26 protein-coding genes, 1 tRNA gene and 1 riboswitch are annotated in these 19,457 nt (G+C 43.4%); of the genes, 8 read left to right on the top strand and 19 right to left on the bottom strand.

Features of this window, described 5'->3' with window-relative positions; genetic code table 11:
- Positions 1-20: 20 nt before the first annotated feature.
- Positions 21-1,115 carry a glycine cleavage system aminomethyltransferase GcvT gene (gene gcvT / locus ACVC9U_RS06175; RefSeq protein WP_023855182.1) on the bottom strand — a complete coding sequence of 365 codons (1,095 nt, stop codon included), beginning with the start codon at positions 1,113-1,115 and terminating at the stop codon, positions 21-23.
- A 245-nt stretch (positions 1,116-1,360) separates the two neighbouring features.
- Positions 1,361-1,465, bottom strand: a riboswitch (glycine riboswitch).
- A gap of 244 nt (positions 1,466-1,709) precedes the next feature.
- Between gcvT and ACVC9U_RS06170 the strand changes: the two genes are divergently transcribed.
- The 4 genes from ACVC9U_RS06170 to sinR all read left to right on the top strand — a co-directional run bounded on the left by ACVC9U_RS06170 (position 1,710) and on the right by sinR (position 4,926).
- A complete protein-coding gene (locus ACVC9U_RS06170; RefSeq protein ID WP_020452163.1) occupies positions 1,710-3,389 on the top strand; it encodes a DEAD/DEAH box helicase in 1,680 nt (559 codons plus the stop codon).
- 6 nt (positions 3,390-3,395) lie between these two features.
- On the top strand, positions 3,396-4,190 hold the full coding sequence (locus ACVC9U_RS06165) for a YqhG family protein (protein WP_441390287.1): 795 nt from the start codon (positions 3,396-3,398) through the stop codon (positions 4,188-4,190).
- Between the two features lie 190 nt (positions 4,191-4,380).
- Positions 4,381-4,557: an anti-repressor SinI gene (gene sinI / locus ACVC9U_RS06160; RefSeq protein ID WP_075752367.1), complete on the top strand. Its 177-nt coding sequence runs from the start codon at positions 4,381-4,383 to the stop codon at positions 4,555-4,557.
- Between the two features lie 33 nt (positions 4,558-4,590).
- Positions 4,591-4,926, top strand: coding sequence for a transcriptional regulator SinR (sinR, locus tag ACVC9U_RS06155; protein WP_006637528.1), 336 nt, complete (start codon positions 4,591-4,593; stop codon positions 4,924-4,926).
- Positions 4,927-5,030: 104 nt separating this feature from the next.
- On the opposite strand, the gene tasA is transcribed toward sinR, so the two are convergent.
- The 3 genes from tasA to tapA form a co-directional block, all read right to left on the bottom strand.
- A complete protein-coding gene (gene tasA, locus ACVC9U_RS06150) occupies positions 5,031-5,825 on the bottom strand; it encodes a biofilm matrix protein TasA (protein ID WP_075752365.1) in 795 nt (264 codons plus the stop codon).
- 72 nt (positions 5,826-5,897) lie between these two features.
- Positions 5,898-6,482 carry a signal peptidase I SipW gene (gene sipW, locus ACVC9U_RS06145; protein WP_075752363.1) on the bottom strand — a complete coding sequence of 195 codons (585 nt, stop codon included), beginning with the start codon at positions 6,480-6,482 and terminating at the stop codon, positions 5,898-5,900.
- Positions 6,479-7,207: an amyloid fiber anchoring/assembly protein TapA gene (tapA, locus tag ACVC9U_RS06140; RefSeq protein WP_075752361.1), complete on the bottom strand. Its 729-nt coding sequence runs from the start codon at positions 7,205-7,207 to the stop codon at positions 6,479-6,481. The genes sipW and tapA overlap by 4 nt, the downstream gene beginning before the upstream one ends.
- Positions 7,208-7,499: 292 nt before the next feature.
- Here tapA and ACVC9U_RS06135 point away from each other — a divergent pair, with 292 nt between their 5' ends.
- Positions 7,500-7,805: a YqzG/YhdC family protein gene (locus tag ACVC9U_RS06135; RefSeq protein ID WP_154495412.1), complete on the top strand. Its 306-nt coding sequence runs from the start codon at positions 7,500-7,502 to the stop codon at positions 7,803-7,805.
- Positions 7,806-7,834: 29 nt separating this feature from the next.
- Here ACVC9U_RS06135 and ACVC9U_RS06130 read toward each other — a convergent pair whose 3' ends face one another.
- The 9 genes from ACVC9U_RS06130 to ACVC9U_RS06090 all read right to left on the bottom strand — a co-directional run bounded on the left by ACVC9U_RS06130 (position 7,835) and on the right by ACVC9U_RS06090 (position 13,046).
- A complete protein-coding gene (locus ACVC9U_RS06130) occupies positions 7,835-8,017 on the bottom strand; it encodes a YqzE family protein (protein WP_020452171.1) in 183 nt (60 codons plus the stop codon).
- Between the two features lie 88 nt (positions 8,018-8,105).
- On the bottom strand, positions 8,106-8,471 hold the full coding sequence (comGG, locus tag ACVC9U_RS06125; RefSeq protein WP_075752357.1) for a competence type IV pilus minor pilin ComGG: 366 nt from the start codon (positions 8,469-8,471) through the stop codon (positions 8,106-8,108).
- A gap of 11 nt (positions 8,472-8,482) precedes the next feature.
- Positions 8,483-8,854 (bottom strand): competence type IV pilus minor pilin ComGF, encoded by a 372-nt coding sequence (gene comGF / locus ACVC9U_RS06120; RefSeq protein WP_256700642.1) that lies wholly within the window; start codon positions 8,852-8,854, stop codon positions 8,483-8,485.
- Between the two features lie 25 nt (positions 8,855-8,879).
- Positions 8,880-9,227, bottom strand: a complete 348-nt coding sequence (gene comGE / locus ACVC9U_RS06115; protein ID WP_075752353.1) for a competence type IV pilus minor pilin ComGE — start codon at positions 9,225-9,227, stop codon at positions 8,880-8,882.
- Entirely contained in the window at positions 9,211-9,648 is a 438-nt protein-coding gene (gene comGD / locus ACVC9U_RS06110) for a competence type IV pilus minor pilin ComGD (protein WP_075752351.1), read from the bottom strand. Before comGD ends, comGE begins: the two co-directional genes overlap by 17 nt.
- A gap of 5 nt (positions 9,649-9,653) precedes the next feature.
- On the bottom strand, positions 9,654-9,947 hold the full coding sequence (comGC, locus tag ACVC9U_RS06105; RefSeq protein WP_441390281.1) for a competence type IV pilus major pilin ComGC: 294 nt from the start codon (positions 9,945-9,947) through the stop codon (positions 9,654-9,656).
- 13 nt (positions 9,948-9,960) lie between these two features.
- Positions 9,961-10,995: a competence type IV pilus assembly protein ComGB gene (gene comGB, locus ACVC9U_RS06100; RefSeq protein WP_441390280.1), complete on the bottom strand. Its 1,035-nt coding sequence runs from the start codon at positions 10,993-10,995 to the stop codon at positions 9,961-9,963.
- Positions 10,985-12,049, bottom strand: coding sequence for a competence type IV pilus ATPase ComGA (gene comGA, locus ACVC9U_RS06095; protein ID WP_145651076.1), 1,065 nt, complete (start codon positions 12,047-12,049; stop codon positions 10,985-10,987). Before comGA ends, comGB begins: the two co-directional genes overlap by 11 nt.
- A 157-nt stretch (positions 12,050-12,206) precedes the next feature.
- A complete protein-coding gene (locus ACVC9U_RS06090) occupies positions 12,207-13,046 on the bottom strand; it encodes an STAS domain-containing protein (RefSeq protein WP_441390277.1) in 840 nt (279 codons plus the stop codon).
- Between the two features lie 106 nt (positions 13,047-13,152).
- Between ACVC9U_RS06090 and ACVC9U_RS06085 the strand changes: the two genes are divergently transcribed.
- Positions 13,153-13,224: transfer RNA gene (locus ACVC9U_RS06085), tRNA-Gln, on the top strand.
- Positions 13,225-13,286: 62 nt separating this feature from the next.
- Here the strand turns inward: ACVC9U_RS06085 and ACVC9U_RS06080 are convergent.
- On the bottom strand, positions 13,287-13,664 hold the full coding sequence (locus ACVC9U_RS06080) for a Spx/MgsR family RNA polymerase-binding regulatory protein (protein WP_003183482.1): 378 nt from the start codon (positions 13,662-13,664) through the stop codon (positions 13,287-13,289).
- 210 nt (positions 13,665-13,874) lie between these two features.
- Here ACVC9U_RS06080 and ACVC9U_RS06075 point away from each other — a divergent pair, with 210 nt between their 5' ends.
- A complete protein-coding gene (locus tag ACVC9U_RS06075) occupies positions 13,875-14,120 on the top strand; it encodes a DUF2626 domain-containing protein (protein ID WP_020452180.1) in 246 nt (81 codons plus the stop codon).
- A gap of 35 nt (positions 14,121-14,155) precedes the next feature.
- Here the strand turns inward: ACVC9U_RS06075 and ACVC9U_RS06070 are convergent, their stop codons facing one another.
- On the bottom strand, positions 14,156-14,794 hold the full coding sequence (locus ACVC9U_RS06070; protein WP_145651079.1) for an MBL fold metallo-hydrolase: 639 nt from the start codon (positions 14,792-14,794) through the stop codon (positions 14,156-14,158).
- 155 nt (positions 14,795-14,949) lie between these two features.
- On the opposite strand from ACVC9U_RS06070, the gene ACVC9U_RS06065 reads away from it, so the two are divergent.
- Positions 14,950-15,123, top strand: coding sequence for a DUF2759 domain-containing protein (locus ACVC9U_RS06065; RefSeq protein ID WP_003183486.1), 174 nt, complete (start codon positions 14,950-14,952; stop codon positions 15,121-15,123).
- A 60-nt stretch (positions 15,124-15,183) separates the two neighbouring features.
- On the opposite strand, the gene ACVC9U_RS06060 is transcribed toward ACVC9U_RS06065, so the two are convergent.
- The 4 genes from ACVC9U_RS06060 to ACVC9U_RS06045 form a co-directional block, all read right to left on the bottom strand.
- Entirely contained in the window at positions 15,184-15,498 is a 315-nt protein-coding gene (locus tag ACVC9U_RS06060) for an MTH1187 family thiamine-binding protein (RefSeq protein ID WP_075752339.1), read from the bottom strand.
- A gap of 15 nt (positions 15,499-15,513) precedes the next feature.
- Positions 15,514-16,623 carry a YqgU-like beta propeller domain-containing protein gene (locus ACVC9U_RS06055; RefSeq protein WP_075752337.1) on the bottom strand — a complete coding sequence of 370 codons (1,110 nt, stop codon included), beginning with the start codon at positions 16,621-16,623 and terminating at the stop codon, positions 15,514-15,516.
- Between the two features lie 60 nt (positions 16,624-16,683).
- Positions 16,684-17,808: a M14 family metallopeptidase gene (locus tag ACVC9U_RS06050; protein ID WP_075752335.1), complete on the bottom strand. Its 1,125-nt coding sequence runs from the start codon at positions 17,806-17,808 to the stop codon at positions 16,684-16,686.
- Positions 17,809-17,885: 77 nt separating this feature from the next.
- Positions 17,886-19,367, bottom strand: a complete 1,482-nt coding sequence (locus tag ACVC9U_RS06045; protein ID WP_441390273.1) for an IS1182 family transposase — start codon at positions 19,365-19,367, stop codon at positions 17,886-17,888.
- Between the last annotated feature and the right edge of the window lie 90 nt (positions 19,368-19,457).

The raw sequence follows: 19,457 nt of genomic DNA, 5'->3' as shown, positions 1-19,457 counted from the left end.
CTTTCACGGTCATGGCAAACTTACGGCTGCCGTTTGTAAAATGGGGTTTTCACGATTTTGGCTTTCAAGCGCTTATTTCTGATTTCCACTTCAACGACGGTGTCGAGGGCGCAGGCTTCTTTTTTCAGCAATGCGAGGCCGACGTTTTTCTTTAAGGTCGGCGACTGTGTGCCGGTTGTCACCTCGCCTGCTTGTTCGCCTTGATAATAGACGGCGTAGCCGTGCCTTGGAATGCCTTTATCGATCATTTCAAGGCCGACGAGCTTTCTGTCCGCTCCATGTTCCTTTTGGCTTGCCAGGACGGCTTTTCCGAAGAAGTCCGAGGCTTTGTTTGTTTTGACGGCGAATCCGATGCCGGCTTCGATCGGTGTAATATCTTTTGAGAGCTCTTGTCCGTACAGCGGCAGCTTCGCTTCAAACCTCAGCGTATCTCTGGCCCCGAGGCCGCACGGCACTAATCCCGAATCCTTGCCCGTTTCAAGAAGCAGCTTCCAAATGTAGGCTGCATCTTCACTCCGGCAGTAAATCTCAAAGCCGTCCTCTCCCGTGTATCCCGTTCTGGACACAAGCGCCTGCACGCTGCCAATCGCCGCATCATCCCTGAACGTAAACGGCTTTAACCCGGCAAGATCGCTATCTGCGACCTGTTTTAAAATCGATTCGGCCTTCGGTCCTTGAAGGGCAAGCAGCGCAATCTCGCCAGACACGTTTCGAACCGAAACGTCTCCTTCTTGGTGCTTGTTCATCCAATCGACGTCTTTGTCGATATTGGCTGCGTTAATGACGAGCATGTAGACATTGGCCGCTTTTTTATAGACGAGGAGATCGTCGATCGTTCCGCCGTCTTCATAGCACATGGCCGTATACTGGGCACCGCCTTCTTTCAGTGTCGAAACATCGTTTGTCAACAGTTTTTGCAAAAACGGAAGGCTGTCTGTTCCTGTGATTTCGACCTCCCCCATGTGTGAGACGTCAAAAAGCCCCGCTTTCGTCCTGACGGCTTCATGCTCCTCTTTAATTGAAGAAAATTGAACAGGCAGTTCCCAGCCGCCAAAATCAATCGTTTTTCCGCCATATTCCTTATAAAGGTCAAATAAAGGCGTTCGTTTAAGCATTCTGCTTCCCCCTTCGCTTTTCAAACTAAAAACAAGTTTGCCAATCATCAGAAAACAAGAAAGATTCCAACATCACCTGGATGGTTCCGCCGCTTTGGACGGCACAAAAAAGGACAGAGAAGCCCCTTTGTCAGTTCTGAGGCTCTCTGTCCTGGCACCTGAAAGTTTACTTTGCATCAAAAGCAAAGATGTCCCCTTTGGTGGTTTGTTAAAACATCATATGATACAAACTCTCTCCAGAGTTGCGTCAAGCAAGAGTTCTTTTGCCTGAGAGATTCACTGTATCCCCAGCTTGCTCCTTCGGCGCCGCTTTAAGGTTTCCCGCTATCGGTCTCTCCCCTTGCTGTCATTCGCTCATATTCATTTCTTTTCATGGACATACTATATAAAGCTTATGATTTTTTTACTGATGATCTACAAATATCCTACCATCATCACAACAATTGGGCAACAGGAAAAATCATTAACAATTTATTATTTTAAAATAAGAATGTTCGTGTTTTGTTTATTTGTTAGTAAAATCCGTTTTTTTCACGCAATATTTTCTTTTAAAAAAGAACATTTGAATCTCAGAAGAGAAAGGCGGCATTAGTGATGAGACCAGACATTCATTTCGACAACGAGTGGCCGGAACAGTTCAAAAAGCACCTTGATGAAGACGGACCATGGGCGAATTGGGAGCTTTACAAGCTTTCCTGTGAAGTGCAGAAAAGGCTTGCGATTCCGACGTTTGAAGGCTTGCAGGCCCCTTATCACCTCCCAGGCTTCACCCCGCTTCCCCATCAGCTCGAAGTCGCCCGGAAGGTAGTCGAGCAGATGAACGGAAAAGCCATCTTGGCGGATGAAGTGGGCCTCGGCAAAACGGTCGAGGCTGGGCTGATATTAAAAGAATACATGATTCGCGGGCTGGCCAAGAAAATCTTAATCCTCGTCCCCGCCTCGCTCGTCTCGCAATGGGTGAAGGAACTGCGGGAAAAGTTTTTAATTCCGGCCGTGGAACAGAAAAAAAGCTATGTCTGGGAGCAGTGCGATGTTGTCGTCTCCTCCCTTGACACGGCAAAGCGGTCGCCGCACAGGGAGACGGTTTTGTCGATCCAGTATGATGTGGTGATTATTGATGAAGCTCACAAACTGAAAAACAATAAAACAAAAAATTACGAGTTTGTCCGCAGCTTAAAGAAAAAATATTGCCTGATGCTGACGGCGACGCCCATCCAAAACAAGATCGACGAAATATTTAATCTCGTTTCCCTGCTAAAACCCGGACACTTGGGAAATGAAAGCAACTTCAACAAAGATTATACAAAACAGATCAATTCAGCTGAAGCGCATGAACGCTTAAAGTCCCTTATCAATAAAGTCATGATCAGAAACAGACGGCATGATACCGGCATCACCTGGACGAAGCGCCATGTCGAAACCGTGCCCATTTCCTTTTCTCCTACAGAACAGGCTTTGTATGACGAGATTAAAAAGCTGAAGACAAGTCATCAGCATTCATCAAGCATGTTCTCAATCATGACATTGGAGCGCGAATGCTGTTCAAGCAGAGAAGCTGTCTATATGACGCTGAAAAACATGCTTGACCGAAAGGATCGCGAAGCGCCGGTGATCTCCGAACCTGTCATCCACCATTTGATCGAAAAGGTCAACGAGGTCGCGCAAAATTCAAAAGCGCTGAAAGTTGTTGAGCTCATTCAAGAACTCGATGACAAAGTCATCATCTTTACTGAATACAGGGCGACGCAGATTTATCTGCAATGGTTCCTCCAGCAGAACGGCATCAGTTCTGTACCGTTCAGAGGCGGATTTAAAAGAGGAAAGAAAGACTGGATGAAAGATTTGTTCAGGGGCAAAGTTCAAGTTCTGATCGCGACTGAAGCAGGCGGTGAAGGGATCAACCTTCAATTTTGCAATAAAATCATCAACTATGACCTTCCGTGGAACCCGATGCGTCTCGAACAAAGGATCGGCCGGATTCACCGGCTCGGCCAGGAACGCGATGTTTACATTTACAACATGGCAACAAAGCATACCGTAGAAGAGCATATTTTAAAACTTCTCTATGAAAAGATCCATTTGTTCGAAAAAGTCGTCGGAGACTTGGATGATATTTTAACAAAAATCGAGGTCGGCAATTTTGAAGACCACCTTCATGACATTCTCTTTTACTCCGCGACAGACGAGGAAATGAAGATTAAAATGGAAAACTTAACCTCTTTCATTTCATACGGAAATGAAGCCGTTTCAAACCAAGAACAGATCGGAGGCTAAAATCAAATGCGTCAGGAAGAAATATACCTGTTTTTAGAACGCTTTTTCATCGCAAACGGCTGCACGATCACCGACAAAAGTTCAGGCCACATGACTGTGCAGCTGACGGTTGAAGTCGATAAACAGATTATGAACAGGCCGTTTTACTGGCACTGGCTCGAAAAGACGGGCGGAGAACCTAATCCGATGAAAATCACGCTGATCACGAATGAAGACGAGGCCCCTTCCGATATCGAAGGTGAGTTTATTCATTTTGGATCACCAAGACTTTTTCAAATTTTCCAGGCCGTGCAAAAAAACGGCAAATATATTCGCCTTTATGAGAAAATCCGTTCCGATGGAGCCCATATTTCCCTGGAACCATGGCTCGGCATGAATGTGACGATCTCGTACCAATCCGACATGAAAAAAGATAAGCTTTTGTCTCTCGGCCTTCATTTAATCAGCGGTCAGCTGGTCGAATCGTTTCAAGAACAAATGGAGGCCCGCGATCTCTCTTCACAGATCTCTGACTACTGCTACACGATGTCGCCGTTGATTAAGCCGGAAAGCGGCATTAAACGGCTTGAGCGCTATATCGAACAGGCGGCCAGAAGCGAGCCGCTTGATTGGGCTGAAGCTTCCCTGAGACGTTGGAATAACGACCTGTCACTTTTAAACCAATTTTACGAGGATACTGAAGAAAAACCGGAGGAATACGAAATTGAGAAAAAGGCTCTCCAAACGCTTTACGAGCCTAAAATCGATATTAAAGTTCAAAACGGGGGATTATTTTATTTGCACAAAAAAAATTCACGATAATTTTTCCGATTCGACACCATTCTTGTTTTTATTCAGTGAGCTGGACTTATAATAGAACTAAAGAGATAGGGAGAACTTTCGTAACACCATTTGGACAAGCTTGGTAAAGTGTTGAGTCTCGGGGTTTATCTTTGTTTATCACAACACGGTTGTCTGAAATACATAATGAAGTATTTTGGGGGGGAAATGCATGAATAAAGATAAAAATGAGAAAGAAGAATTGGATGAGGAGTGGATAGAACTGATTAAACACGCTCTTGAACAAGGCATTAGTCCAGAGGATATACGTATTTTTCTCAATTTGGGTAAGAAGTCTTCAAAACCTTCCGCATCAATTGAAAGAAGTCATTCAATAAATCCTTTCTGAATGTGCTATAATATCGAAAGGAAGGTGATGACATTGATTGGCCAGCGTATTAAACAATATCGAAAAGAAAAAGGCTACTCACTATCTGAACTAGCTGAAAAGGCTGGGGTAGCGAAGTCTTATTTAAGTTCAATAGAAAGAAACTTGCAAACAAACCCCTCCATTCAATTTCTAGAAAAAGTCTCCGCTGTTCTGGACGTCTCGGTTCATACCCTGCTCGATGAGAAAGATGAAACCGAATACGATGGTCAATTAGATAGTGAATGGGAAAATCTAGTTCGTGACGCTATGGCATCAGGGGTTTCTAAAAAACAATTTCGAGAATTTTTAGATTATCAAAAGTGGAAGAAAAGACAGGAAAAGGAGTAAGGGAAACATATCTTACTCCCTTTGGCATTTTTTACGCTGAATAAGCCGATTCCTCATGAACATAAAAAAACGGATCATATAGATCCGTTTTTTAAATTGCACCATTATTTATCTTCACTGTGCGCTCTTTCGTTCTCTTTTACATAACCTTTTTCATCGGCATGTTTTTTGCCGTCGATTGTCAAGCCGTTCCATTGAGTAGCTTCGAATGAGAAGTCAAGCTGCACAGAATCTCCTTGATATTTGTTCTGTACCATTCTGCCGCTGGCGTCTGTTGTTTTGTCATTGACGAACTCAATCACCAATTGAACTTTGTCAAAGTCATATGGATCTTTCGGAATGCCGTCGTATTCAGGCGCCGTTTTTCCGTTGATTGTCGCTACATTGATTTTGCCATTGTCATGCAGGAACTCTGGCTCGATTGCTTTCTTCACTTTTTCGTACGCGGCCTTATCTTTTTTCGCGGACATATTGTACAAATCATAAAGGTTGGCTTCATCTAAAATGATGTTTTTAGGATAGCCGTTTCCGCCTTCAACTCCGACAGTCAGAACGCTGACTTTAAATTGTTTCAGGAAGTCTTCCGCTGTGCTTTTTCCGCCGTTTTTCGCGTTTCCGTCAACAAAATTGCTGTAGCCAACCTGCATCAGCACTTCTTTAATCGCAAGTGATCCGTCATTTTTGAATTCGAAATCTTTAGTGAATTTGTCGCCAGGTTTTAAGTTGGACAAGTTCACCCTTGCAGATGTATCTTTCGCATTCAGGTCAAGCGTACCTGCTGCATAAGTTGCTTGAGTTGTTTCGATATCGTTAAACGCAGCCCAAGTTCCTCCTCCTACTAATGCCAGTCCAAGCGCAGCAGACGCAACGCCTAATCCGAGTTTTTTCTTTGTACCCATTGATAACTCCTCCTTTTATAATAAGAAAATCTGTATATATGGAGACCTGAATGTTCAGGTGACCAACGAAGATTACATGGAAACTGATTGATCTTTCCCGGCGGCTTCAATTGCTTTAGTTTTTTGGTCAATCTCTCTTAAAGCCGCGGATACAGTAATCACTGCATAAAGAATCAACAAGAGTCCCGGCACGATCAGCAATATGGCTGTGCCGATCGGTTTACTTGCAAAATCCAGCAAATACCCGGCATACGGAACCGTAATGCCCGAATACTTAGCGACAACATTTTCTGCCAGCACCGGATCGGAATCAGGGTTTTGGTTATTGTCACCCTTTGTTTTAAACATAAGATTTGATTTATTTTTTGTTATACCGATAATTCGGTGGGTAACCATGGTGTTTTCGTCTTGCATGAATGTAATGATATCTCCCTTTTTCAAAGACCCGGGATTTTCAATCTTTTGAACGGCTATCACAGAACCTGTTTTAAACTCCGGCTCCATCGAACCGGATAAAACCGTTTTCAATTGATAGCCGAAGAGTTGCGGCTCTCCGCCGGACGACTTTGTCGAAATCACGACGATGACCGCGGCGATGATGAGTGTGAAAATAATCACATATAAGATATTGCTGACCCATTTCATCACATGTTTCATGACGCTTCCCCGCTTTCTAATGAATTTTCTTCTTTTCTATTTTCTTTTTCTATGGATTCACTGCTCTTTGGTGTTTTCTCTATGTCCTGTTCAGACTTTTCCCGTGTTTCTGTCTGTTCTGTTTGCTTTGGCTTTCCTGAAGCTTTTTTAGGCGGCTTCGGTGTTTCTTCTTTGCATTCTTGAAGCTCCATCACATTTGACCAAATGAAAGGTTTGCCCTTTTTCACATCGGGATGGCCTTCGGGCTTAATCAATTTAAAAGCGTAGAGCCCTCCTTTTGCCGCCCGCTTTGACTCTATCCGGTAGATGCTCTTTTCGGCTTCTTTTTTGAACGCGCCTTTATCGATGACAGTCCCGTCCTCTAGCGGCTTTTTGGCATTACCGAGTTTATGAAGCTCCCACTTCCATTCAGAGTCGGCGATTTGGCTGCCGCGGTTTTTATATTCTGCAAACAATGTCAGCGGTGCACAGACCGTACCTTTCGTCTTTGTCTGTTTTTGAAGCTTCAAATTGCTCCCGTCCCACTGTTTCTCATCTTGAGGAAATGATGAGGCCGCTTTCATTGTCATGCTGTATGCTTCCACATCGTGAAATGATGCGTTTGTATGCTGTGACAGCTGACTCCCCAATCCAATTAAAAGATAAATGATCAGCAGCGTTTGAAAAACGATGATGTTTTTTCCGGCTCTTTTTCGGGATCTCCTAGTTCGAGATAATCGGATCATGACTACCCTCCTAGCGAGTATGTAATGGCTTTTTCTGATCGTTCGTTTTAAAGAACTTGATAGTTAGAGTATAAAGAACAAATGTACCTTTTGAAAACTATCAAAATAGTCGATTAAGTTCGTTTTATAGAACATTTTCGTTTAATTCCTCAAAAAATCTCTCAAATTCTCATCTTTTCGAAAAGTTTGAAGTTCTTTATAAAGTACATAATTTCTTCTTCATTTTTGTATAAACACTGTTGACAAGGAAAAAATAGGATAGAAAGGATGATGCCCCGTGCTGAAAAACGCCATGTTATGCTCTTTTTTACTGCTTGCAAGCATTGGGCCGCTCAATGCCCATGCGGCAGCTTACGAAACAGCCCGCATGTCTAAGTGGGAAGAAAAAGCGGTTGAGGAAGCAAAAAAGAGGTATCCGGAAGCAGAAGTGCGTCTCACGAAAAAAGTATGGGATCGAAAGCGGGCGGATGAAGCGGTCAAACAATACCATGTCACATTGAGTGAAGGAAATAAAAATTTCGGAGTGTTTGTCACAATTTCATTTGATCCTGCGACACACAAAATCAACAAAGTCGTCGTTGTGGAAGAATATAAATAAGCCGCTTTGCAGTAGAAAGCGGCTTGTCTTTATTTATGCCGTTTAAAAAACATGATACAGCCAAGAGGAAGAATGCCGAACCATTGATAAATCCTGGACGGCGGCTTCGATTCTTTACGTTTTTCTTTCATTTCTTTTCTTTCCTGCTTAGGCGTGTCCATATATTTTACGAGCTGTTCCGTCATATATTTAACATAATCGTTCGTTTTCATCACGTCACCTCTTGGGGAGTTCTGTCAGTTGAAGTGTTGTCATACGAATCTTTTTTTATACATTCTTCATGATTCCGACACACAATTTTTAATATTCTTTCCACTGTGTGATTTTCTTAGTGCTCAAATCATATTGAAATTCAGCGCTCGTTTCTGTGCCGGAAGCTGTCGTTACCTCTATCTTCACTCGCTTGAGCTGCTGATGAGCCGGATTGACAGTATACGATATCAAGCCATGCTGTTTTTGAATTTTCTCTTTTGTCTCTTCGTGAATATGAGACAAGGCATGGAGAATTCCATTTTGGAGAAGGTTTTGCTGAATATGAAATTCTTTTGTTTGCTGTGCAAACATTCGTTGATTCGTTAATAAAACGGCTGAATGACTCGTGCAGAGCATGCAAATCACAGCTGTGAAAACAGCAGCCGGATAAATGAATCCTTTTGAATTTTTCACGTGATCACCCTTTACATATGATAGAGCGGAATGGACTTACGGTATGACTTGCCGCTTAAACTTGTAGCTTCAAGGGTCAGCAAATGATCTTCAATCACAAAACTCATGTGTTTGACATGTTGTAAAAGCGGCACATGACCTTTTCCATTGACTCTTTTTCGAATAACTGTCTGATATTTCTCATAGCGAACGGCGGCACCTTGGCGATTTGTCATTTCCAATGACTGATGATCGCCGGCCGCTCTTATATCAAGTGAATTCCTGCACTCCTTCAATATTTGCTCGGCAGTAATCGTCCATTCACGCGGGTGAATATCCGCACCGTTTCTTTCCGGGGATAAAAACAGATGAAATATCGAGGCCATCGTTCCTGCAATGAACATATACACCATTAAGGAAACCAGTACATTAAGAAGGGTAAATCCCTTTTGACCGCAAAATGGTGAAGCAACTCCTTTGACTGTCTCTTTTTTTAATGGAGATGCATACTTCATAATCATCTCCCTGCTCCTTCCATTCAATAAAGTAAGATGTGTTTCGGTAAAGCACGGTTTCTTTAGGCTGAAACCGTCCGGTCAGCGTGTAGCGGCTGATCTTTTCATCCAATATGCGATATGCCTCTTCTTCTTTTTCGGATGCCCCGCGTTGCAAAGACAGCTGATGAACCATAGGAATCAATAACATGGTGATCATGACCCAAATGCCGAACGCGGAAACAGCTTCAACTGTTGTAAAGCCTCTATTTTTTTTGCACATTAATCTTTCCGCTTCCTAAATAGATCGTCAGTGCAAAAGAGGCGTGCTGTGTATCGATCACGATTTTTCCCCCTTGATTCGGAACTCCGCTTGGGTTAAAAGTAAGAGTTCGTTTGAGCGTCGCTTTTTTGAACGCAATATGGCAACTGTATGTCCTGACCAGCTTAGGCGATGAGCCTTCGTCCGCGTGCTTAATAATATAGCGGCAGCCGGCAAAGTCAAACTGCACCTTAACCTTCGCATGGCGGACGAGAGCTGTCTGTTGAGCGTAAAGCAAATCCTCTTCAAGCTGTGAGACAAAATGCTGAACAACTCTTTTTTCATAAGCGGGAGGCAGTGCGGCAAAGAGAAGAGAGAGCATAATGGAACCGATCATCAATACAGTAAGACTTTCCAAAAGCGTAAATCCTTTTTGATTCATAACCGTCAATCAGCCTGTGCTTTGCCGTTTGAAATTTTAATTTCTTTCCCATTCGGGCACTTTAAGTTCTTCTTCACGTAACCTTCAGATTCAAGGTCCGCCCTGCTCGGCATTTTCCCGTCATGATCCATTTGATAAGCCGTGATTTGCGCTTGAACCATATTAATTAAGCCTTCGCATCCTTTCTTTTGAATACTTTGATTATGCTTGGTCACATTCGGTATGGTGATCAACAGCAGGATGGAGATGACGAGCATGACGACTAACATTTCTATCAGTGTAAATCCCTTTTCATTCACAGTTCCGTCCTCCTTATAACTGGTTCATCATTTGATACATTGGCAAAAGCATAGACAAATAAAGAATTAATATCATCGCCGCTGTTAGCCCGTAAATCAATGGCTGGATCAGACCTGTCCATTTTTCTGCTTTCCGTTCAAGCCGCTCAATCAAAAATTGACTGTATGAATACAGCTCTCTGTATAAGTGTCCGTTTAATTGGCCGTGAGCAACAGCCTTTGCCAAATCATTTTCATAAAACGGATGCCCGGCCAGCATCTGCTCCAGACTCTCCCCTTGTTTCAGCCGCTCGATGAGGCGCTTCGCTTCATTTTTATGAAATGATAAAAACGGCTGGCTTTCAAATGCTTTTAAACTGTCATATACAGACAGACCCGCTTGCAAAAGATTGCTCAATTGGAGCGATAAAAAATAACTGTTGAATAGTTTGAAGGTTTGGCCCAGCAAGGGAATTCTAATGAGAAAGGTCATTTTGTCTTCTGGAGGTTTATGGCGAAATGAACACAGATAATAGAGGGATAAAGCGGCGGCAATCAACAACATTCCTGCGATAAAAAGATAAAAATGATCAAAAACCGAAAAGATGAGGGTCGTTGCAATAGACGTTTCAACGTTCATTGATTCATAGATCGCGGAAAATTGCGGGATGATTGCCGATTTCATAATAGAGATAATGACGCAGACCGTTAAAACTAAAAACAAAGGATATCTGGCGGCTTTCTTTATTTTTTCGGTTTGAGCGATCTTGCGGTGAAGCAGCTCTCCGCTCTGCCGAAAGGCATATGGCAAATTCCCGTGCTGTTCGGCAAAGTAAACAATGGTAACAGCATCCTTATGAAAGGAAATCATTTCAAGTACTTGAAACACAGGTCGCCCTTCTGTCAGCTTCTCCATCGCAAATGTCAGATCTGCTCTTCGCCTTTCATTCAATTGCAGTTTCAGCATACTTAAAGCATCCAAAATCGTATATCCGCTCTTCATCATGTCTCCGAGCTTTTTCAGAATGTCCGCCTGTTCCAGGACGGGCCACTTCATTTTAATCTTCATGGCCTATCCAGCGTTCATAAGTATTCGACGGCAGATATCCGAGTGCTATTCCCTTCTGGATTAGCGTTTTCAAAGTTTCTGTTTTCATGCCACTGCACCTGCCTTTTGCTTCTTCGATGCAGAGATTGAGGCTTTTTCCGTACAAAAGTTCGAAGACGCTTGCTCTTCTCACAGGCCTCGACAATCTGCAATATAAAGAGCAGCTGTCGCCGCAAAACGGGCAGACGAGACCGACGAGGCGTTGGGCGCTGATTGCGACCAGTGTTTGTTCAATTTCTGTCATATCAACTCCGAACTCGAGCAGCCTGTATATCGCGCCTTTTGCATTTTTCGCATGCATGCTCGATAAAACAAGGTGTCCTGTCAAAGCTGCCCTGACTGCGATTTGTGCTGTTTCGGCATCGCGAATTTCCCCAAGGATGATCATGTCCGGATCGTGGCGAAGCACCGCCTTCAACCCCGCAGAATAAGTCATGCCCGCTTTTTCATTAACTTGCACTTGCAAAATGTTTTCGCTTCTTGATTCGACAGGGTCTTCCAAGGTAATAATATTTCGCTTAAAATGCCGCTTGGCGTATTCAATTAAAGAATAGAGTGTTGTCGTTTTCCCCGAGCCTGTCGGACCGGTGAAAAGCATTAATCCGTGGGAATGCTTCAGAAAAGACAGCAGCTTGAATGTTGCACTCGGAAACAATGAGAGCTTTGTGAGCGGCTTGCTGCTCATCTTGGGAAGAAGCCTGATGACCAAGCTTTCATCATGGATGGTGGGCAGAGTGGACATTCTTAAATGAACGGGCTGACGGTTGATATAAAGAGTTAAAGCTCCGCTTTGCGGCAGCCGTCTTTCCCCAATGTCCATCGAAGAAAGGAATTTAAAGTGAGAAATGAGCCTTGAGCACTCATTTCTCGTTAATCTGTCTTTTTGAAACAGTTCATCATCAATCCTGAAGCGGACCACCGCCTCTTTTTCACCGGGAACAATATGAATGTCTGACGCCTTCATTCTATATGCCTCGTCAATTAATCTTCCGCTTAATGATTCAATCGTGTACAAAACATTGCGCCTCCTTTCTAAGCGCAGTTTATACGAAAAACATCGGAAGCATCAAATCCTTAAAGATCGCAAATCAAGCTGAATACGAAGCAAAAACGGAATTTCCGAATACCGATTTGACTATTTTATTCAGCTTCCGGCTGCTGAAATGAGAAATTTAAACCTTCTCTTCAGCCTTGCCGTTTTCACGGATGCAAAAGCCTTTATTGCAAAGCGCCTTAGCAAGGCTCTGTTCTGTTTTAATATGCGAAAAATCCATGCCAAGCTTCACAACTGTTTGGGCAATCTCCGGTCTCAAACCCGAAAGAACCGTCTCAACACCAAGCAGTTTTGTGCTGTCTACGACTTTGAACAACTGGTAGGCAACCATCGTATCGACGACAGGAACACCGGAAATATCAATAAACAGATGCGAGAGATGAAGCTCAGCACACTGCTTAAGCGCAGATTCAATGATCACCGTTGCCCTGTGAGTATCAATTTCGCCAATGAGCGGCAGCACACCGATGTGTTCTGATACCGGTATAACCGGTGCGCTCAGTTCGCGTATCATCTCGGTCTGCGCCTTCAATTGGCTCTTTGTCGTATGCTCATATTCAAGAATAAACTGTTCAATAACCTCATCCATCATTGAGTGAAGCTGTTTATTCCAGATAAAAAAGTCTTTTTTCGAACAGTCCGGTGCATGTTTATCTGAAAAATGCTCGATTTCATCTATTAAAAGTTCACGGCACACTTTAAAACCCTTTATGCTTTCAGTCACCGGAATTTGGCTGACAGCCCTGTCGTAGGCAATTTCCTTGGCGCATCCGGAGGCTTTATCCCAGCAGAGCGCCTGTTCTTCCTTAGCAAATACCTTTGAAACAGCCAGTATAAAGTCCTTATATTGCTTTGCCGTTTTTTCTTTTTCAGACGCTGTTCGGGACAGCCATTCATCGGTGATTCTGTCCGCCTGTTTGACCACATACTCATAAAGGGCTGCATGCTTGTTTTCCATGTCAATCCTCCTCATTTTTTTCCTTTAAATCAATCGGCTATATGACCAACATTTTGATCACTATGTATAAAACGAATTCGATTGTCTACACTATACGTAAGCGCATTGGGCTATAGCCAAGCGGTAAGGCAACGGACTTTGACTCCGTGACGCGCTGGTTCGAATCCAGCTAGCCCAGTTACACAGGCGAAAAAACGAAGATATGCTGAACATGCAATGTGTCAGCAATCTTCGTTTTTTTCAGGAAACAGAACGGTGTAAGGTGTGTTTTTTTAATTTTAAGAGTTCGCCGGGATTGTATCCGACAACCAGCTTATCGCCGTTTACGATAATCGGGCGTCTCAGCAGCTTTGGTTTTTGAATTAACAATTCCAGCACTTCGCTTACCGTTAATTCTTCAATATCAAGATTTAACTCTTTAAATGCCTGGCTTCTTGTCGCCAATATCTCATCGATTCCTTCGGTCGTGAGAGACAAAATATGTTTCAGCTCGTCCTGATTCGGCGTTTCCCTGAAAAGATGCCGCTCTGTAAAATCAACTTGGTTCGCTTTCAGCCAATGTTTCGTTTTCCGGCATGATGTGCAGCTCGGGTATGAATAAAAGGTCAGCTCTTCCATGAATGATTCCTCCTTAAAATGTACTGACTTTGTCTTTGTATGTTCTAGTACCCGTGATATTTTCCGTTTAAACACGTGACAGGTGATTTTTTAAAAATGCTTATCACAAAATTGTAAAAAATGAATTGATTTTCCCAAAATGAAAATGTTTACATTTCAAGATAAATTGGCTTATAATAAAATCAAAGGGGCTTTTTGGGAGGGATATAAATGAATCGCATGTTCCGTGTGTTAGGTTTCTGGACAGGTATCTTTGCGGTCATGTTTTATTTAGGAAATATGAAAGATGCATCACTGCTGTTCTTCGGTCAAACTGTATTCTTTGTGTTCTTATCGTATCTCAACTTGACCGAGCGGATGTACATTTATATTTTCGGTGCTTACTTGACAGTCTTTTTTGCCGCATTTACATATTATTCTGTGTTTATTATGGTTCCCGGGCAGGGAGGCCATTAAAGAAGACGATCCATCTGGATCGTCTTCTTTATGTTTTACAAAGTAAATCCGTTGATGAACGGGTTTTGTTCCTGTTCTGTTGCAATGTCCGTCTCGGGGCCGTGACCGCTTAACACAAGCGTCTCTTCCGGAAGCGTCAGCAGTTTTTGATGAATGCTGTCCATCAGCACCTTTTGATTGCCTCCCGGCAGGTCTGTACGCCCGATCCCTCCTTGAAACAAAACATCCCCGGAAACGATCAGGTTTTCCTCTTCCGCATAATACGAGACGCTGCCCGGAGAATGTCCAGGCGTAAAGAGCATGCGGAGCGTAAAAGAGCCGATTTTAAGATCCCCCTCTTCTTCGATCAGATGCTCTGCTTTTTCTGCTGTGATCATCTGTCCTGTAAGCAGCGCTGAACCGTTTAATGAAGGATCGGTCAGCCATTCAGCTTCATTTTTATGTACGTATACAGGAATGTTCCATTTTTTTCTGACATTGTCCACAGCTCCGATATGATCAAAATGAGCGTGAGTAAGCAATACAGCAAGAGGTTTCAGGCCGTTTTCTTTTATGTATGCATTCAGCTTCCCTGATTCGCTGCCGGGATCAAATATTAAGCAGGTACCGTCGTCATGGGATAAAATATAAGCGTTCGTCTGGATAGGCCCTAAAGGCATTCTTCTCCATTTCATTTTCTTCACCTCAGATTCATCTTTCTTTGTTCCATTATGAAGGTTTTGCGGGAAACTTTCAATGAATCATGTTGTCCTCGACAAATTTGATGAAAACGGTTAAAATAAAATTGGAAATATACTGCAGGGGATCCAAACGAAGGGGGTTTATATTAATGTTGCTCGTGATCATTTTCGGTCTAGTCACGATATTATCTGCTCTTGGAGTTCTTCGTTCTCTTAAACAAATCAACGTTCTTGGCATCTTATTTGGCGGGGCGGCTTTTTTAGTGTTTGGATGGTTTACCGTCATGACAATCATTAACAGCGGGTATCCGACAGTCCACTAAACCCGGTGCCTTCAGACAAAGACAGCCTTATTCCGTTATTCCGGAATAAGGCTGTTTTTCTTATTGGCTGAAATGACGCTGGACGCTTGCAAGCTTGCCTTCCATCGTCGTTTTCTTGTCACGGCGGTCGTCAATCCTGATATTTGTCGCCACTCTGTGGATGCCTTTTTGGAAAGGTGCTTCGTGAATCGTCTGAATCACCTCAAATAAATCGCTTAATTCCCCTTCAATCAAAGTATTCATCGGTGTCAGTTGATAATGGATTTTGCCTTCTTTTTTAAATCCTTCTAAAATGGTTTGAATCTCCGCTACATACGCGCTTACGCTCGGAGTCTCGGTACCGATCGGTATGATGGTAACGTCTGCTATGGCCACTGTCCATTCTCCTTTCTATTCTTTTGTCACAAGGGGCGCTGCTGTTTTTGAGTTGAATGAAATGATTTGATCCTGGGTATAACCGTACAATGCATAATCCCCGTCAGGAGATACGGTAATCGGAAGCATTTCCACTTTTTCACGAATGACTTCCCGTTTGCCGGATTTGAGACTGACGGAAATCAGATCATACAAGGAGCCCGACTCATTCGGCTGATACGTATAAAACAGCTCATGCCGAGGGTCGTAACTGTATTCCATCGGTGACAGGCTGCCATATTCCGAGAACAGCGGCAACTTGAAAGAAATTTTCTTGTCCGACGAAGAAACGTCTGAAAATATGTAGGTGCCCTGGCGATGATTGGATGAAGGCGCTACGATCAGCCGCATATCCCCCAGAACATCAAGCAGTACGGCATCATCGGCGTGCTTCTTTTCCCGTCCGTCCGCTGTGTTGTAGGAATAAACAGGAGCCGGTTTTTCCCGGTCCCGTTCATTCCATTTGATATATTCAAAAGTGTCGGCGGAAGTCCAATGAACAAAGGCGGCCTGTGCGATGTCTTTTTCAGTTTGCTCTTCTTTCGCATCAATCAGGCGCGATTCATAATTCCAGTCTTTCGTAAAAGTTGTGACGTATAAAAGATAAGGGTCAAACCGATTCCAGTCCACTTGCAGTTCATGCGTGCGAAATTTTTTTGTGTATAGCTGTTTTCCCTGTAAATTAAGCAAAGTTAACTTCATTTCAGAGCCGTTTCCGGCGGTTTGGATGAGAATCATGCCTTTTTCCCTGTTTACTTCCGCCGCTATCAGCCTGTCATCCGTCTTGTAGATCGTTTCGCCCGTCCCTTTAAATATATCATATGATTTGACTTTACTTCCTGCGACCGGATCGGTTGCGGTGTATATAACGGTTTCATTATCAAGCCATCCTGCCGCCTCATCAAAGTGCCGGTCCTTCAGCGCTATTACTTTTTTATCTTTTACTGCTGCACTGCTTTTTCTTTTCCCTTCCGGCTCCTCATGATGAACGCTTTTCGTTCCTTCCTGATGCTGCGGTGTGCAACCAGCCGCAGCCACGGTCATCACAGCGGCAATAAGCCATAACGAAACTCTCAAACCGGCCATTCTCCCTCCATAAATGATTGGCTGTCACTGTCTAATTTACGATTTTCACCGTGAAAAGTTTCAGCTTTCAAAAAAGCAGGATGCCCAAAGTATGCCTCTGCTTTTACAATATATATCGTCAAATTGTTTTAGCGGTAAAGGATTTTTTCCTTTGCCGAGTTCAACGGTATATCCTTCTCTTCCGAAAAAATGAATAAACCAATCTCTAAATCCTGCATAGCTGTCTATATATCTGACGCCCTTATAACCGCTCAGGCGCTCAAATGTTTGGATCACATCAGCTGATTCAGGAGGCTCCAGCCCCTTATAGCCCCAATAAATTTCCTCTCCCTGTGTGTGAAGCGCCACAAGCCGATCAGGCGGCTCGTTTGCGATTAAATCCCTCATCGCTGCCGCTTCCGGTTCTGTCAGCGGTTCATCTCCGGGGTAGTCCCTGTAGGAAGGGGATTTGGGCGGTTTTCTCTGTTTTTCGATCTCCCAAAAAGACGGAAACTGATTATTTAAATCCACTCCGTTTATATTGGCTTTCCATTCCCGGAAATCTGGCTGATGCTCATTCATCTCATCCAGTGCTTCCCGCGCGATCCCAAGATGACCGGGACCTTTAAGCACAAGATCAACCCCGTCGGGATTAACGATCGGCACGACGGAAAGCTTTGTTGATGAAAAAATGTCGTGCGGTGAAAAACCTAAAGCGGACCGGCCTGTACATACATGATAACAGTATTCTTTGAGCCATTTCATCAAAACAGAAGTGGTGATCCATTCATTGGCATGAAAAGAGGCATTTATATGCGTTTTTTTTTCGGCATTTTCAGCTCCGAGGAGCAGTTCGTATATAGGCTGGCCCATGCTTGAGCGGCCGATGACGCGGGAAGTAACAAACGGAAAGCACTCTGTCAATCTGTCAATTTCCTTTTTCAGTTCTGCTGCATCGTAAACGACTGTTTTTGTCAGCCACTGTTCATCTTCAAGTGTGTATTGATTCACCAATAATTGCAGCTGTTCATATGTTTCGGCTGCTGGAACGTTTTTTCCTGCTAGAAAAGGTGCTCCCGGAAAATAAAATTCGTCCGCGGCTGCATTCGCGTTTGCGCTGATTAAAAGCGGTTCGGGTATGTTCAGGATATCAGACAATCTTTCCATATTCTGCTTTAACTCCGGTTTGATGTTGATGAATGCCATCAATGATCCTTCCCACAATAGCATATGATGAAGGCCTGTTTAAATACTCTCCCGGTTTGCACTTAAAAAACGCTTTTTCAATAAGGTTTCAGCCCGCAAAAAAACTTCCGCCTAAATAGGCGGAAGTTCCAGACCGTTGACAAAACAGGTCGGATTTTAAAAATCCGACCTGTTTTTGTCCATTTTATTCTATTATTTCGATCAGAAGGCTGGCGGTTAGGACCTTTCCAGGTCCAATTCGCCAGCTTTTTCAGATTCATGGCAGCGAAAACAAGCATCGCCTGCATGGACAATTTTTTCTTTCCCCGTAAGGTTGTCCAGCGCAAGCCATGCTTATGTTTTAAATCGGCAAAAACTCGTTCGATCGTCTCTTTACGTTTGGCATAGATTTGTTTATTCTCTTCCGTATGCCGAAGATGATCAGCTTCGTCTAAATGATCCTGCCAGATATGTCTGTGAATCATCTTTCGATGATCTCTACTTTCTGTACACGTATGTAGTAATGGACATTGTTTACATCGATTTGGATCTGAAGCATACTCTCGATAACCTTGCCGATTGGTTGTGCGATAGGAGAGAATATGGTCTTGCGGGCAGATATAGACATCATAAAATTCATCGTAAACATACTCGTGTTTTCTCATGAATCCTTTTTTGGTTTGCGGACGCGTGTAAGGCATAACAGGGCGAACGTTTTCTTCATGAAGAAATTTTGCGATAACCGGTGTTTTGTATCCGGCATCAACTGCGACCGTATGAGGCTTGGCGACGCGCTCTTTCACTTGTTGAAACAGGGTCGTGAACACTTGGCTGTCATGAATATTGGCAGGCTCAACAACCGTCCCCAGCACAAATCCGTTCCGGTCACAAGCTGTATGAAAACCATAAGCAAAAAGGCGTTCCCGTTCACCCTTTACAAAATAGCCGCTCTCAGGATCTGTTGTACTTTCTTTTATTTCTCGTTCTTCTGAGCATTGCCTGGGCTTTAAGGGCTTTTTGCCGTTGGCTTCGCGATCGGCATTAATTTCTTGATCTAACTGTTCCTGATAAGCTCTTGTTTCTTTTCTTACGATCTTTTTCACAAACTTTTTCTTATTGGCATTCGCTTTGACATGTGTGCTGTCGATGAAGGCAACCGAAGGATCGACGAGGCCGAGATCCATGGCCTGACGTAAAATCCTATAGAAGATTGTTTCAAATAGGTCTGTGTCATGAAAGCGACGTTCATAGTTTTTACTGAAGGTTGAAAAGTGAGGGATTTTTTCAGAGAATCCATATCCAATAAACCAGCGATAGGCTACATCAGTTTCGATTCGCTTAATGGTTTCGCGCATGGAGCGATGACCAAACACGTATTGAATGAGCACCATTTTAATCAGTACAACAGGATCAATACTTGGACGCCCTTTTGAAGAATAAAGAGGGGCAACTTTTTGATAAATAAATGAAAAATCAATGGCTTCTTCCATCTTCCTGACCAAATGGTCTTCAGGTACAAGCTCACTTAAGGCAACGACTTCAAGCTGTTCACGCTGATCTTTAGAGTGTTTGGTCAACATGGTAAAACCTCCAAAAATTAGATTCCACACACATTTTAACAAAAAAAGCTTGTCGATCAAGCCACTTTTTTGTGACTTTGTCGACAAGCT

This window comes from Bacillus sp. GM2, from assembly GCF_056155945.1.
Note: the sequence above shows the minus strand (reverse complement) of the source record. Positions and strands in the feature narration are given on the sequence as shown.